At 64.4% G+C, this 14306-nt stretch carries 16 protein-coding genes; 12 read left to right on the top strand and 4 right to left on the bottom strand.

All coding sequences use genetic code 11. From position 1 onward, the window contains the following. The first annotated feature begins 33 nt into the window (after positions 1-33). The 9 genes from JQ635_RS24990 (at position 34) to JQ635_RS24950 (ending at position 8836) form a co-directional block, all read left to right on the top strand. Positions 34-543: a TRAP transporter small permease gene (locus JQ635_RS24990; protein ID WP_211412430.1), complete on the top strand. Its 510-nt coding sequence runs from the start codon at positions 34-36 to the stop codon at positions 541-543. A gap of 2 nt (positions 544-545) precedes the next feature. Further along, entirely contained in the window at positions 546-1865 is a 1320-nt protein-coding gene (locus JQ635_RS24985; RefSeq protein ID WP_211412429.1) for a TRAP transporter large permease, read from the top strand. A 203-nt stretch (positions 1866-2068) separates the two neighbouring features. Beyond that, entirely contained in the window at positions 2069-2527 is a 459-nt protein-coding gene (locus tag JQ635_RS24980; RefSeq protein ID WP_211412428.1) for a DUF3237 domain-containing protein, read from the top strand. Between the two features lie 342 nt (positions 2528-2869). Further along, on the top strand, positions 2870-3550 hold the full coding sequence (locus tag JQ635_RS24975; RefSeq protein ID WP_211412427.1) for a DUF2270 domain-containing protein: 681 nt from the start codon (positions 2870-2872) through the stop codon (positions 3548-3550). A 134-nt stretch (positions 3551-3684) separates the two neighbouring features. After that, a complete protein-coding gene (locus JQ635_RS24970) occupies positions 3685-4494 on the top strand; it encodes a crotonase/enoyl-CoA hydratase family protein (RefSeq protein ID WP_183249324.1) in 810 nt (269 codons plus the stop codon). Then, positions 4491-6374, top strand: coding sequence for a feruloyl-CoA synthase (locus tag JQ635_RS24965; protein WP_211412426.1), 1884 nt, complete (start codon positions 4491-4493; stop codon positions 6372-6374). The genes JQ635_RS24970 and JQ635_RS24965 overlap by 4 nt, the downstream gene beginning before the upstream one ends. A gap of 25 nt (positions 6375-6399) precedes the next feature. Next, positions 6400-7161 carry an SDR family NAD(P)-dependent oxidoreductase gene (locus tag JQ635_RS24960; RefSeq protein WP_211412425.1) on the top strand — a complete coding sequence of 254 codons (762 nt, stop codon included), beginning with the start codon at positions 6400-6402 and terminating at the stop codon, positions 7159-7161. A 24-nt stretch (positions 7162-7185) separates the two neighbouring features. Then, the gene (locus tag JQ635_RS24955; RefSeq protein WP_211412424.1) at positions 7186-7605 is read left to right on the top strand and encodes an acyl-CoA thioesterase; all 420 of its coding nucleotides are present in this window, start codon (positions 7186-7188) and stop codon (positions 7603-7605) included. A gap of 79 nt (positions 7606-7684) precedes the next feature. Beyond that, a complete protein-coding gene (locus tag JQ635_RS24950; protein ID WP_211405420.1) occupies positions 7685-8836 on the top strand; it encodes an ABC transporter substrate-binding protein in 1152 nt (383 codons plus the stop codon). Between the two features lie 312 nt (positions 8837-9148). On the opposite strand, the gene JQ635_RS24945 is transcribed toward JQ635_RS24950, so the two are convergent. Further along, positions 9149-9877, bottom strand: coding sequence for a glutathione S-transferase family protein (locus tag JQ635_RS24945; protein ID WP_211412423.1), 729 nt, complete (start codon positions 9875-9877; stop codon positions 9149-9151). Positions 9878-9912: 35 nt separating this feature from the next. Then, complete coding sequence (locus JQ635_RS24940; protein ID WP_211412422.1) at positions 9913-10173, bottom strand: hypothetical protein; 261 nt, start codon at positions 10171-10173, stop codon at positions 9913-9915. Between the two features lie 113 nt (positions 10174-10286). Between JQ635_RS24940 and JQ635_RS24935 the strand changes: the two genes are divergently transcribed. Both JQ635_RS24935 and JQ635_RS24930 read left to right on the top strand, forming a co-directional pair. Continuing rightward, on the top strand, positions 10287-10985 hold the full coding sequence (locus JQ635_RS24935; RefSeq protein ID WP_183249310.1) for a helix-turn-helix transcriptional regulator: 699 nt from the start codon (positions 10287-10289) through the stop codon (positions 10983-10985). Continuing rightward, positions 10982-11305: a YkgJ family cysteine cluster protein gene (locus tag JQ635_RS24930; RefSeq protein ID WP_246583724.1), complete on the top strand. Its 324-nt coding sequence runs from the start codon at positions 10982-10984 to the stop codon at positions 11303-11305. The genes JQ635_RS24935 and JQ635_RS24930 overlap by 4 nt, the downstream gene beginning before the upstream one ends. On the opposite strand, the gene JQ635_RS24925 is transcribed toward JQ635_RS24930, so the two are convergent. Next, the gene (locus JQ635_RS24925; RefSeq protein ID WP_211412420.1) at positions 11302-11700 is read right to left on the bottom strand and encodes a hypothetical protein; all 399 of its coding nucleotides are present in this window, start codon (positions 11698-11700) and stop codon (positions 11302-11304) included. The genes JQ635_RS24930 and JQ635_RS24925 overlap by 4 nt on opposite strands. Before the next feature lie 357 nt (positions 11701-12057). Next, the gene (locus JQ635_RS24920) at positions 12058-12405 is read right to left on the bottom strand and encodes a DUF3307 domain-containing protein (RefSeq protein WP_211405462.1); all 348 of its coding nucleotides are present in this window, start codon (positions 12403-12405) and stop codon (positions 12058-12060) included. Between the two features lie 405 nt (positions 12406-12810). Here JQ635_RS24920 and JQ635_RS24915 point away from each other — a divergent pair, with 405 nt between their 5' ends. Beyond that, positions 12811-14256: a TAXI family TRAP transporter solute-binding subunit gene (locus JQ635_RS24915; RefSeq protein WP_211412419.1), complete on the top strand. Its 1446-nt coding sequence runs from the start codon at positions 12811-12813 to the stop codon at positions 14254-14256. Positions 14257-14306 lie beyond the last annotated feature (50 nt).

The following is a 14306-nucleotide window of genomic DNA, read 5'->3' as shown; positions in this document are numbered from 1 at the left end:
GAGAGTAAGAATGGCATCACACAGGACACACCCATGAAGCGCGCCTGGATGGATCGCTTTATCGACACGATCGAATGGATCGCGGCCGGCTTCGTCGGTCTCGTCGCGCTCGACATCTTCTTGTCGGTGCTGCTGCGCAACACGCTGAACTATTCGATCCCTGACTCTTTCGACATCGGCCGCATGCTGCTCGGCATCCTGATCTTCTGGGGCATCGCCGCGACCTCCTATCGCGGCACCCACATCACGGTCGACCTGGTCTGGGGCAATGTCGGGCCGCGTTATCAGCGCTGGATCGACGTGTTCGCGACCCTCGTACTGCTGTTCGTCGTTACCGTGCAGACCTGGACGCTGTTCGACAAGGTGCGCGGCACCTACAACGACAACGTCCTCACCTTCGACATGCACATGCCGACCTGGCCGTTCTTCGCGATTGCCTGGATCGGCGACGTCTCGGCGGTGCTGCTGATTGCGATTCGCACTTACCGGCTGATCTTCCATCCCGAAGAGATGCACGACCCCAAGCTGAAGGCGACGGAGTAATCATGAGCACCGATGCCGTCGCCGTTATCGGCTTCGTTTCCCTCTTCGTCCTGATGCTGCTGCGCGTGCCCGTCGGCATGGCCATGGGCCTCGTCGGCGTGTCCGGCTTCGCCTATCTCGTCAACGGGACGGCCGCACTGAAGCTGGTCGGCCAGACCTCGATGCGCACGGTCACCGACTACACCTTCGGCGTCATTCCGATGTTCCTGCTGATGGGCTCGTTCGTTTCCAATTCCGGCATGAGCCGCGAGCTGTTCCGCGCGGCCAACGGCTTTGTCGGGCACTTGCGCGGCGGGCTCGGCATCGCCACCGTCGGCGCCTGCGGCGGGTTTGCCGCGATCTGCGGCTCGTCGGTCGCGACCGCCGCAACGTTCTCTGCCGTGGCCTATCCCGAGATGCGCCGCTTCGGCTATCCGCAGTCGTTCGCCACCGGCGTGATCGCGGCGGGCGGCACGCTGGGCGCCATGCTGCCGCCCTCCACCGTGCTCGCGGTCTACGGCATCATCACCGAGCAGGACATCGGAAAACTCTTCATCGCCGGCATCATCCCGGGCCTGCTGGCGATGACCATGTACATGATCACGATCTTCCTGATCGGCTATTTCCGGCCCGACTTCCTGCCCAAGGGCAAGGTGCTGCCGTGGCGCGAGCGTTTTGCGGGCCTGAAGGACATCTGGGCGCCGGTGCTGCTGTTCGTCTTCGTGATCGGCGGCCTCTACGGCCTCCCCTTCCTGCCACGCTTCACGCCGACCGAGGCCGGCGGCGTCGGCGCCACCGGCGCCTTCATCATCGGCGTGGTCACCGGACGGCTCGACCGCGAGAAAATCCTGGCCTCGCTGCTGCAGGCGACGCGCACCGCGGCCGCGGTGTTCACCGTGCTGATCGGCGCGCTGATCTTCGGCTATTTCCTCACGGTGACGCAGACGCCGCAAAAGGTGACGGAATTTTTGACCGGCCTCGGCCTCGGGCCCTACGGCGTGCTGGCGCTGATCATGGTGATGTATCTCGTGCTCGGCTGCCTGATGGATGCCATGGCGATGATCATCCTGACCGTGCCGATCATCTTCCCCGTGATCATGCATCTCGGCTTCGACCCGATCTGGTTCGGCGTCATCATCGTGATGACGGTCGAGCTCGGCCTGATCCATCCGCCGGTCGGCATGAACGTCTTCGTCATCAAGAGCGTGGTGAAGGACGTGTCGTTCTCCACCATCTTCAAGGGCGTGATCCCGTTCGTGGCAACGGATCTGGTGCGGCTGGTGATCCTGATCGCCTTCCCGCTGCTGGCGACCTGGCTGCCGACGCGGATGATGGCGCATTAGCTGATCGAAGACCGCCACTTACCCTCCCCTGGAGGGGGAGGGTCGATCGCGCGAAGCGCGAGCGGGGTGGGGTGACGGTCTCTCCACATTGAATACTGCCTGAGCGGAGAGATCACCCCACCCCGGCGCTTCGCGCCGACCCTCCCCCTCCAGGGGAGGGTAAGACGCAGTATCGTTCGTCATAGTCAGTTAAGAGGTGACCGATGCCCCCCACCCTCGAAACAAAATACGTCTTCACCATCACCGCGCGCATCGGCGACGTCATCACCGCCGGCGAGACCGGCACCGGCGTCCGCCGCATCATCCCGATCATGGGCGGCGAGGTGACGGGTGCGGTCACCGGCAAGGTGCTGCCGTTCGGCGCCGACTTCCAGACCATCCGTCCCAACGAACTGATCGACCTCGAAGCCAAATACGCCTTCGAGACCGACGACGGCGCCGTCGTCTATGTCGAGAACAAGGGCATGCGCTTCGGGCCCGTCGAGCTCTTGCAAAAGCTCAAGCGCGGCGAACCGGTCGATCCGAAGCTGATCTATTTCCGCACCGTACCGAAATTCGAGACGGGTCACGAGAAGTATCGCTGGCTGATGCAGCACATCTTCGTGGCCTCCGCCGCGCGCCATGCGGACCGCGTGGTGATCGACGCGCATCAGGTGATGTGAGGGAATCCGTGCGTCCTTTGGACGGCCAACGAAGTTAACCAGCCGGCATTTAATTCCCTGCAACTGTGCAAGGGAGGCCGGGTATTCTCAGCTATACCTATGGTTTGCCCCCTGTGGTTCTTGCGCACAGGGGGCGCGGGTACCAGCCGGCGCCTGGCTACCCTGCGCCCTCTGAGCATTTCGAGGGAGCGCTGTCTGGCACAACGGGTGAAACGCACCGCGAGAAGGCAGACGTGTGCCCGACGCGATGTGAAAGTCGGATCGCAATCCGCCTTTGACCCAGGGCTCGGCTGGTTTCAGGATGGTCCGGCGCAAGGTTGCGCAGACCAGGGGAGTGCCACCATGTCCCTCATGGCTTCCAGCGACTCGAGCCCGCAGCACCGCTTCGATCCTGCCGAAATAGGCGCTATTGCCCACCTCTACCGCGGCGAGGTCTATCGCTCGACCATCTGGCGAACGCGGCTCGACAACACGACCAACTGGGCGATCGTCACGATGGGGATCGCGCTGTCGACGACTTTTTCGAGCCCGGGGGCGTCGCCCCTGCCGCTCATGCTCGTCGGCCTGCTGGTCGCCGTGTTCCTCGCGATGGAGGCGAGGCGCTATCGCTATTTCAACGTCTGGCGAGCCCGCGCGCGCTGGCTGGAGAAGAATTTCTACGCCCCGATGTTCACGGGCGAAGCACGCGACAATAGCTGGCAGGCCATTCTCGCGCGCGACTACACCGCGCCCCGTCACCACATCTCGTTCGTCCGCGCCGCAGGACGGCGACTGCGTCGCAACTATGTTTGGATTCTCGTCATCCAGGCGGTCGCCTATTACGGCAAGATTGCCATCCATCCGACGCCGGCCGCGAACCTGGCGGAATTCGTCGATCGTGCCGCCGTCGGACCGCTTCCCGGCGGGATCGTCCTGATCATGGGCTTTGCCTACGATTTCGGCTGGCTGGCGTTTGCGCTCGGCACGCTGTGGCTCGACCAGCGCGAGCACGGCGCCAAGGGCGACGGAGTGGCGATGGGCTAGCGACGGGGTGTTGCGACCGCAGACCCGGCGCGGCCGTCGCCACCTTGTCCTCGCCCTCTTGGGGCGGGAACGCTGTCCCTAGTTGACTCCCCCGAAATTCGTTATACAACATAACTATTCTGATAAGGACGCAAATGACACAGGGAAACGCCGATACCGCTGACGCGGGTGCCTCCGGGCTTTTGAGGATCGAGCGGGCGGACCGGGTTCTGACCGTGGGTCTGAACCGGCCGGCCAAGCGCAATGCGCTGAACGACGGTATCATCCTGGAAATCGGCGAGTGTTTTGCGTCCCTGCCCGAGGACATCGGCGCGGTCGTTATCCACGGCATCGGCGATCATTTCTCCTCAGGCCTCGACCTGTCCGAGCTGACCGAGCACGACGCCACCGGCGGCCTTCTGCATTCCCAGATGTGGCACCGGGTGTTCGACCGCATCCAGTACAGCCGCGTGCCCGTGATCGCGGCGCTCAGGGGCGCGGTGATCGGCGGCGGGCTGGAGCTTGCCTGCGCCGCGCATATCCGTGTCGCCGAACCCTCGACCTATTTCGCGCTGCCGGAGGGGCAGCGCGGCATCTTCGTCGGCGGCGGCGGCTCGGTGCGGCTGCCGCGGCTGATCGGCGTTGCCAGGATGATGGACATGATGCTGACCGGGCGCGTCTACAGCGCGACCGAAGGCGCCTCCTACGGCTTTGCGCAATATCTGACAGAGGCCGGCAACGGGCTCGGCAAGGCGCTGGAGCTTGCGACCAAGATCGCCTCCAATGCGCCGCTGACGAATTTTGCCGTGCTCCAGGCGCTGCCGATGATCGCGGAAGCCAATCCCCAAACGGGTCTCTTGATGGAATCGCTGATGGCCACCGTCGCGCAGAGCGACAAGGAGGCCAAGCGCAGGATCCGCGAATTCCTCGAGCACAAGACCGCGAAGGTGAAACCCAAATCATGAGCGCGCAGCCGTCCTCTTCCAGCATGGAGCGCGGCGCGAGCAATTCTCCGCTGCGGCCCATTTCGTTCGGCGATCCCGTCGTCAATGTCGAGCGCCGCGACGACGGCACGATCTACCTGCGGCCGAAGCAGCCGCTCGGCGACTATCCGGTCCGCATCACCGACCGCCTGCATCATTGGGCGACGACGACGCCGGACCGCGTCTTCATGGCCGAGCGCGAAGGCGGCCGCGGCTGGCGCAAGATCACCTATGCCGAGCTGCTCACCGCGAGCCGGCATATTGCCTCTGCATTGGTCGCGCGCGGATTGTCGGCGGAGCGGCCGGTCGTGATCCTCTCCGGCAATTCGATCGACCACGCGCTGCTGGCGTTCGGCGCGTTCTACGCGGGCGTTCCGTTTTGCCCGGTGTCGCCGGCCTATTCGCTGGTGTCGAAGGATTACGGCAAGCTGTCTTACCTGATGAAGCTCTTGACGCCCGGCCTCGTCTTCGCCGAGGACGCCGACAAGTTCGCCGACGCGCTCGCCGCCAACGTCTCGCTCGGCACCGAGATCGCGGCCTCCTACGGCACGGTGCCGGGCCGCGACGTCACCCTGCTCGCCGATCTCATGGCGACGCCGATCCACGGCGATCTCGACGCGGTGCATGGCAAGATCTGCCCTGATACCATCGCAAAATTCCTGCTGACGTCGGGCTCGACCGGCAATCCCAAGGCCGTCATCAACACCCAGCGCATGATCTGCGCCAACCAGGTGATGCTGCGTGAGACGCTCGCCTTCCTCAAGGACGAGCCGCCCGTCATCATCGACTGGCTGCCGTGGAATCACACCTTCGGCGGCAACCACAATATCGGCCTGACGCTGTACAATGGCGGCTCGATGTATCTGGACGCCGGCAAGCCGGTGCCCGGCGGCATCGAGGAGACCGTGCGCAATCTCCAGGAGATTTCGCCGACGGTCTATTTCAACGTGCCGAAGGGCTATGAATCGCTGCTGCCCTATTTGCGCGACGACCAGGGCCTGCGCGCAAAGTTCTTCGACCGGCTTCATGCGATGTTCTTCTCCGGCGCGGCGCTGTCGCCGTTCGTCTGGAACAGCCTCGACGAGCTCGCGGTGAAGGAGAAGGGCTATCGCGTACCGATGCTGACCGGCCTTGGCGCGACCGAGACCGCGCCGTTCTTCATGTCGGTGAATCCGCGCACCAGCCGCTCGGGCCATGTCGGCCTGCCCGTCTCGGGCAATGACGCCAAGCTGGTGCCGAACAACGGCAAGCTGGAGGTCCGCGCCAAGGGGCCGAACGTGATGCCCGGCTACTGGCGCCAACCCGACATCACCGCAAAATCCTTCGACGAGGAAGGATTCTACAAGATGGGCGATGCGCTCAAGCCCGCCGATCCCGATGATTTCAACGCCGGCTTCGATTTCGACGGCCGCGTCAGCGAGGACTTCAAGCTCGCCAGTGGCACCTGGGTCAGTGTCGGCCCCCTGCGCGCGCGCCTCACCGCGGCCTGCGCGCCGCTGGTGCGCGACGTCGTCATCGCCGGCATCAACCGCGACGAGGTCTCTGCGCTGGTCGTGCTCGACCTCGACGGTTGCCGCCTGATCAATCCGACGCTGCCACCCGACGATCTCGTCGTCGCCGCGCGCGACCGGCTGGTGCGCGAGGCCTTCCGCGAGCGCCTGACCCGCTTCCTGTCGACGGCCACGGGCTCCTCGACGCGGATCACGCGCGCGATCCTGATGGACGCGCCGCTCTCGATCGACAAGGGCGAGGTCACCGACAAGGGCTCAATCAACCAGCGCGCGGTGCTGGAACATCGCAACCTCTTGATCGACGAGCTCTACGCTGCCAATCCGTCGGACCGTGTGATATCGGTCGGCTAAGAAATCATCGCCAAAGGAGAACGCCATGTTGTTGAAGGATCAGGCAGCCATCGTCACCGGCGGCGCATCGGGACTGGGCGCGGCGACCGCGCGAAAGCTGGCGGCGCAGGGCGCCAAGGTCGCGGTGTGCGATCTGAATGCCAAGCTTGCGGAAGCCGTTGCCGCTGAGATCAAGGGCGTCGCCGTGACCTGCGACGTCTCCGACGCCGCTTCCGCTGAAGCTGCGGTCGCGCAGGCCAACAAGGCCCATGGCCCGGCGCGCGTGCTGGTCAATTGCGCCGGCATCGGCGTTGCCAAGCGCGTCGTCGGCCGCGACGGCCCGATGGCGCTCGCCGATTTCGACAAGGTGATCAAGGTCAATCTGATCGGCACCTTCAACATGCTGCGCCTTGCCGCGACCGAGATGTCTAAGCTCGAGCCGCAGGCGACCGGCGAGCGCGGCGTCATCATCAACACCGCCTCCGTCGCCGCCTATGACGGCCAGATCGGCCAGTCCGCCTATTCGGCCTCCAAGGGCGGCATCGTCGGCATGACGCTGCCGATCGCGCGCGAGCTCGCGCAATTCGGTGTCCGCGTCCTGACCATCGCGCCCGGCCTATTCCTGACGCCGCTGCTCGCGAACCTGCCGCAGGAAGCCCAGGATTCGCTCGCCGCCGCCATCCCCTTCCCGCGCCGGCTCGGCCAGGCCGACGAGTTCGCCGCACTCGCGCTGCACATGGTCGAGAATGCGTACCTCAACGGCGAAGTGGTGCGCCTCGACGGCTCGCTGCGCATGGCGCCCAAGTAACTTCGCAGAGCGAGGCGCACACGCATGTTCGTGAACCGGCGCGAGGTCCAGATCCAGTGGGGTGATTGCGACCCCGCCAACATCGTCTATTACCCGCGCTATTTCGCGATGTTCGACGATTCGACCTCGACCCTGTTCGAGGTCGCCGGCTTCTCCAAGCAGGACCTGGTCCGCAAATACGGCCTGGTGGGCATCCCCATGGTCGACACGCGGGCCAAGTTCTACATCCCCTCGACCTATGGCGACTGGATCACCATCGAGACGAAGATCGAGAGCATCAAGCGCTCGAGCTTCGAGGTGAAGCACAATGTCTACAAGGGCGCGGCGCTGGCGATCGAGGGGTTCGAGACCCGCGTCTTGGTCGGCCGCGATCCTGCCAACCCCGACAAGCTGAAATCGGCGCCGTTTCCGGCGGAAATGGTCGCCAAATTCACGGGAAGCTAAATCGCCGCATCACCAAAAGACGGGGCTGAATTCACGTTCGATTTCTGCTTTCAAAGAAAACACGTCAAGGGAGGAATAGATGAAACGCTTTTACCTGACCGCCGCGATTGCCGCGGCGACGCTCGCCCTGCCGGCGCTGCCCGCGCTGGCCCAGACCAGCGAAATCACCATCGGCATCACCACCACCACGACCGGCCCGGGCGCCGCCCTCGGCATTCCCGAGCGCAACGCGCTGGAATTCGTGCCGAAAGAGATCGGCGGCGTGCCGCTGAAGGTGATCGTGCTCGACGATGGCGGCGATCCCACCACGGCGACCACCAACGCCCGCCGCTTCGTCACCGAATCCAAGGCCGACATCATCATGGGCTCGGCGCTGACGCCGCCGACGATTGCGGTCTCCAACGTCGCCAACGAGGCCGGCATCCCGCACTTTGGTCTGGCGCCCTTCCCGATCACGCCGGAACGCATGAAGTGGTCGGTGGCGATGCCGCAGCCGATCCCGATCGTCGGCAAGGTGCTGTACGATCACATGAAGTCGAAGGGCATCAAGACCCTCGGCTATATCGGTTATTCCGACTCCTATGGCGACCTCTGGTTCAACGATTTGAAAGCGCAGGCCGTGCCGATGGGCATGACCATCGTCGACGAGGAGCGCTTTGCCCGTCCGGATACGTCGGTGACCGGCCAGGTGCTGAAGCTCGTCGCCGCCAATCCCGACGCGATCCTGGTCGGCGCCTCCGGCACCGCGGCCGCGCTGCCGCAGACCGAGCTGCGCGAGCGCGGCTATCAGGGCCTGATCTACCAGACCCACGGCGCTGCCAGCATGGACTTCATCCGCATCGCCGGCAAAGCGGCGGAAGGCGTGCTGATGGCCTCCGGTCCCGTCATGGACCCCGAGGACCAGCCGGACGAAGCCGCCACCAAGAAGCCGGGCCTCGCGCTCAACACGGCGTATGAAGCCAAATACGGCCCGAACAGCCGCAGCCAGTTCGCCGGTCATTCCTACGACGCCTTCGAGATCCTCAAGCGCATCATCCCGACCGCGCTGAAAACCGCAAAACCCGGCACGCCGGAATTCCGCGAAGCGATCCGCCAGGCACTGCTCTCCGAGAAGGAGCTGGCGGCAAGCCAGGGCGTCTACAACTTCACCGAAAAGGACCGCTACGGCCTCGACGAGCGCTCGCGCATCCTGCTCACCGTGAAGAACGGCAAGTACACGCTGGTGAAGTAGGCATAGCGACAATTGTGAGACGACGAGAGCCGGCCCGATGGGCCGGCTCTTTTGTTTTGGCTTTGAGATTCGCGAGCGCAAACTCGAAACGAGTTTGGCCAACTACGGCTCTCTCTCCGTTCCCTTCCCCCTTGCGGGGGAGGGGCAGGGAGAGGGGTGCCACACGGGGATTCCTTCCGTCGCGCACCGCCTTCGGTGGATCAACAACACCGGCACCTTTTGCTGGGCTACCCCTCTCCCTAGCCCTCCCCCGCAAGGGGGGAGGGAACGCACCTTTGTCGGAGCGCCAGCCGGGGCTCATCCCATCAAGTTTCAAGCTGCCTGCCGCAGCGGGGTCCAGGCGAACTCCGGATAGTAATTGTCCATCATGCGGTCGACATACGCCGTGAGGTTCGCAAATCCCTCGGCCCGCTGCCGCAGTCCGGACTCGAAGAACGGCGTCAGGATCCCCGCGAGCGCGCCGAAGGCTGTCGCATCGACGCCGCAGGGCTTGTTGCCCATCAGATAGGCCTTGTCGCCGAGCTGCACCGACAGCGCGAACAGCGAGCGGACGGCGAGATCGACGTCGTCATCGGGCGCATGGCGGCCAAGACCGGAGAGCAGATAGTTCTCGGCGACGCGGAACTGCGCGTCCTCGCGCAGCTTCTCGCGGTTGTGCTCCGGTGCGCCGTCGAAGAAATGCGCAGGGCCCTTGGCAAAATTGACCGGATCGACCCAGCGCGCGCCGACCAGCGCCCAATAGACATGGTGCTCGATCATGCGCTCGAACGCCCAGGCCTGCGCGCGCTCCTGCAGCGAGAGGCCGGCGTCGAAATCGAAGCCGTAGCGGCGCTCGATATGGGCGCGGATGAAGGTGGAATCGGCCACCGCCTCGCCGCCATCGTCGATGAACGGCAATTGCCCCTTCGGCGAGGCGGGCGGCATCGCGCGCTCCTTCCGGTAGGGCAGCCCCGCCATCTTGAGCTGCACCTCCGTCTTGGTGACGAAGGGGCTGATTTCCGGCAGGCCGAAGCCGGTGCCAAAGCCGTAAAGCGTGATCATGAAAGCTCTCCTGAACCTGCCAAGTTTGATGGAACCTAGTGACGGGCTGCTGCCACCATGGTGGCAGCAGCCGTGATATCTTCTGCGAAACGGGCCCCCCGCCAGGCGCGGGTCATGACGTGGCGGACCAGTGCGTCCGCGGCCTGGGTCAGCGAGCGCGCCACCACGCTTGCGAGTGCAAATCGGAGATCAACGGCCATGAGATCGAGCGAAACGAGGCGGCCAAAGGCCCGGGCCTGCCACAGCTGCGCCCGCCACAGCGGTGCGGCCAGGCCGAGATGGATTGGAGTGATCATGGACAAATCCTCTTCAGTCGATGTGTTGTCCCGGTATAGAACCCCCCTGCTGCCAACATCCTGTCAGCAGCCGCGCGCCGATTTCTGATCCGTCGTTCGAGAAGAGAATTGTCATGAGACGCGCCGACCGGCTGTTTCAGATCATCCAGGTGCTCCGGCGCACGCGGAAGCCGCTGACGGCGGACGCGATCGCGGCCGAGCTCGAGACCTCGAAGCGCACGATCTATCGCGACATCGCGACGCTGATCGGCCAGCGCGTGCCGATCCGCGGCGAGGCCGGCATGGGCTACATCCTGGAAAAGGGTTTTGACCTGCCGCCTTTGATGCTGACACCCGACGAGATCGAGGCGGCGGTGCTGGGCGCGCAATGGGTTGCGGGTCATGCCGATTCGGCGCTCGCGCGCGCGGCCGAAGACCTGATGGCCAAGATCGCCGACACGGTCCCCGAGCGCCTGCGCCCCTTCGTGCTGGAGCCGGCGAGCCGGGCGCGGCCGAGCTGGAACAGGGAGCCTGATCGCCTCGACATGGTGCGCACGCGCACCCAGATCCACGAGGGCAAGAAGATCATGCTGCGCTATCGCGACGAGCAGGGCCGCGCCAGCGAACGCATGATCTGGCCGATCTCGGTCGGCTATCTCGAAGCCGTGCGCCTGCTCGCGGCCTGGTGCGAGCTACGCAGCGACTTCCGCAGCTTCCGCACCGACCGCGTGGTGGACGCGACCTATCTCGACGAACGATATCCGGAACGGCGCGACGTGCTGCGCGCGAGATGGCGGCAGAGCCTGGTCTGGGGTCCGCCGAAGGACACATGACGACGATGCAAGAGATCGACCTGTCGAGCTGCTGCCAGAGTTGCGGCGCCTGCTGCGGCTATTCGCAGAACTGGCCGCGCTTCTCGATCGAGAGCGACGAGGAGCTTGCCGCGATTCCTGAAGCGCTGGTCAACGACCGCCAGTCCGGCATGCGCTGCGAGGGCGATCGCTGCGCGGCGTTGCAGGGAGAGATCGGAAAGGCGACGGCCTGCGGCATCTACGCGGTGCGGCCGGAGGTGTGCCGCACCTGCATGCCCGGCGACGCCGAATGTGCGATGGCGCGGCGGAAGTTCGGGCTGCCGGTTATAGAGTCTGCTTAGGCCGGAACGGCTTCGCTGATCTCGTCGTCGATCTCGTCATCGAGCGGTGCGAGCACCGACAGCGGCTTGGTCGACAGCGTGATCGGCTTGCGGCCGCCCGACAGCGACGGCGACGATTTGGTCGAGCTCTGACGCGACAACGCGTAGAGCGTCGAGCCGACACGGCCGCCGTTCTCGATCAGGTCGCGCTCGCTGCAGCTCGCTGCGATCGCGACCGCCAGCGAGTGCAGATGGCTGCGGCGATAGCAGAACAGCGCCAGACGGGCGCGCGCGTCAGGGGAAACACTCTCAACCAGCCTCGGCAGGCCACTCTCGCTGGCGCGATACATCTCGCCAAGGAGCTCGTCGCGAACCGGGCAGAAATCGCTTTCAAAGGCGTCGCGGCTTGAAAACATTGCAGTTCTCCCTCGTGTGCGGAAGATGCAGCGCAATTCTCTAATGAAAGGTTAACCACGCTGGGCGGTAGTCACCCGGGGTTCTTGTGCCCTGGCCGCGAATCAGAGGGACCCGGCAGGCAGCTTCCCTGCGGCCATCCTTCGAGACGCCCGCCTTCGGCGGGCCAGGATGAGGTCTGTTTACGCGGAAAGATTCCCCCTCATGGTGAGGAGGCAGCAATTCCAGAGCGCCTTCTGCCTCGTCCGTCATTCCGGGGCGGTCCGCAGGACCGAACTATGGTGCGCAGTTGCGCACCAGGGAATCTCGAGATTCCGGGTTCTCGCTTCGCGAGCCCCGGAATGACAAGGTGCGAACAATCAGTTCGCCGCCATGAAGATGGAAAGGCCGAAGCCGGTCAGGTGGTGCAGCGCCTGGTCGACGCCGATCAGGGTCCAGAACCAGGGATGTGAAAGGTCGACGCCGAAATTGGCGGAGACGAATCCCTTGGCGCGGTCGATCGTGATGTGGATCAGGAAGTCGATAAAGGCCACGAACCAGAATTTCGGCGCGACGATCACGATCAGCGGCAGCGCGACCGCAAGGTGAACCAGGCAATGCACCAGCAGCGGCAGGGCCCAGCCGTGCTTCTGGTCCTTGCCATGCGCCATCCAGGCGGTCTGGAGGACGAAATCGGCGATGATGTGCTTGAAGGTGAGCAGCAGCATCCAGCCAATGAGCGCTTCGACCGGAACCGCCGAGGACATGGAAGGAAACGACAAAGCTGACGCCCTCATTGACGTGACAAGAAAGATTGGAGCGTTCAGCGCAACTTCTTCTTGGACCGGTCAAATCGCCGGGACGGACAATTTATGACATCTCCCGCGGCGGAATGCAGCCAGGGGGAACCGGAAAATCGCAAACTGTGGCTAACTGGTGATAGGATGACCAGTCGCCGCGCCCGCGCTGAGTAAGGTTACCTTCGGCTCGAAATTTGCATTCCGCGACCTTCGAGCTATCATCGACGGCAGAGAATTTCGTTCTTTTTTCAGGCGTTTACGAATTACAGGGCGTCCGCAGTGACCTCACGAGCGAGCCGCCTGCCACCGAAGAATAAGGCCAAGAGTGCTGCCATGAGTACTGAAGGCCCCAATTCGTCACCGACCGAATCGCCGCCGCGGCGTCCCAAGGTGATCAAGACCAATCAGCAGCAGGTGCTGCTTTACGTCGTGCTGACCCTGCTGCTGTCGCTTGCCACCGTCTGGGGCGGCCGCGCCCTGGTGCATAATTCGGAGACCCTGACCTTTGCCGTCGGCGCCCCCAACAGCGACGAGGCGCTGTTCGCCGCGAAGCTCGCCACGGTGTTGAAGACCAACGCCTCGCGCTTCCGGATCAAGATCGTCAACAACCCTGATAACGCCAAGGCGCTCGCGCAGTTCGACCGCCGGCAGGCCGACCTCGCCGTGCTGCGCACCGACGCCAAGGTGCCGCTGCGGGCACGCACGCTCGCGATTCTCGAGCACGACCTCGTGCTCCTGCTCGGACCCGGCAACAAGAAGATCAAGTCGCTCGCCGAGTTGAAGAAGAAGAAGGTCGCCGTCCTCGCCGAGAACGAATCCTCGCTCGCCTTCGTCCGTGGCATCCTCGACATTCCCGAGGGACCTGACGCCGCGAAGGTGCAGATGGCGCCGCAGGGCGCAACGCTCGACAAGCTGTTTGCGCCGGCAAACGGCTTCGGTGCGGTGATCGCCATCGTCCACGCCTCGAAAGCGGTGCGGGACAAGAGCTATGAGCAGGTCGCCAAACGCGGCGGCTTCACGCTCAACGCGATCGACGAGGTCAAGGCGCTGGCGCGCAAATTCCCCGGCATTTCCGAGGAAACGCTGACGGCTGGCATGCTGGCGGCCGCGCCTGAAATTCCCGACGACGATCTCGATACGGTCGGGCTCGAATGGCTGCTGGTCACGCAATCCAGGATGTCGGCGACCACGGCGGGCGAGCTGGCGCGTACCATTTACGAGAACAAGTCCGCGCTCGGGCTCGACAGCGGCTTCGCCAGCAGGATCGAGCCGGCCTCCGTCGAGAAGGACGCCTTCGTGATGGCGCATCAGGGCGCGGCCGACTACATCAATGACGACACCAAGTCGTTCATGGATAAGTACAGCGACATGATGTATCTGGGCGCCGCCGCGCTCAGCGTCATCGGCTCGATCTTCGCCGCGATCTACGCCAAGATCACGAGGATCGCGCCGGAGAAGGCCAGCGAGCTCTCCACCGCCATCCTCGACATCGGCGAGCGCATCGAGCACGCCCATTCGCTGGACCAGCTCGAATGTCTGCAGGACGAGCTGGAAGGCATCTTGCGCGGCGCTGTCATCGGGCTCAGGGACGGTACGATCAGTACCGACGGGCTCGACACCTTCAAGCTCGGCTACGAATTCGTCCGCGACGAGATCGGCATGCGTCGCGACTACCTCAAGCGGCACGCCAGCGAAGCCGAGAAGGCCGCCCGCGACGCCGCAGCGCCCCCGCACGACGACAGCAATGTCGTGGTGGTGAAGACCGCGCAGAGCGCTTGATCGGAGGGGGCGGGGTCCCCCGCTCTCGTGTCCCGGACAAGCTGCAATGC

Source organism: Bradyrhizobium iriomotense (genome assembly GCF_018130765.1).
Classification (GTDB): Bacteria; Pseudomonadota; Alphaproteobacteria; order Rhizobiales; family Xanthobacteraceae; genus Bradyrhizobium; species Bradyrhizobium iriomotense_A.
The sequence above is the reverse complement of the archived record's forward strand: the minus strand, read 5'-3'. Positions and strand labels throughout refer to the sequence as shown.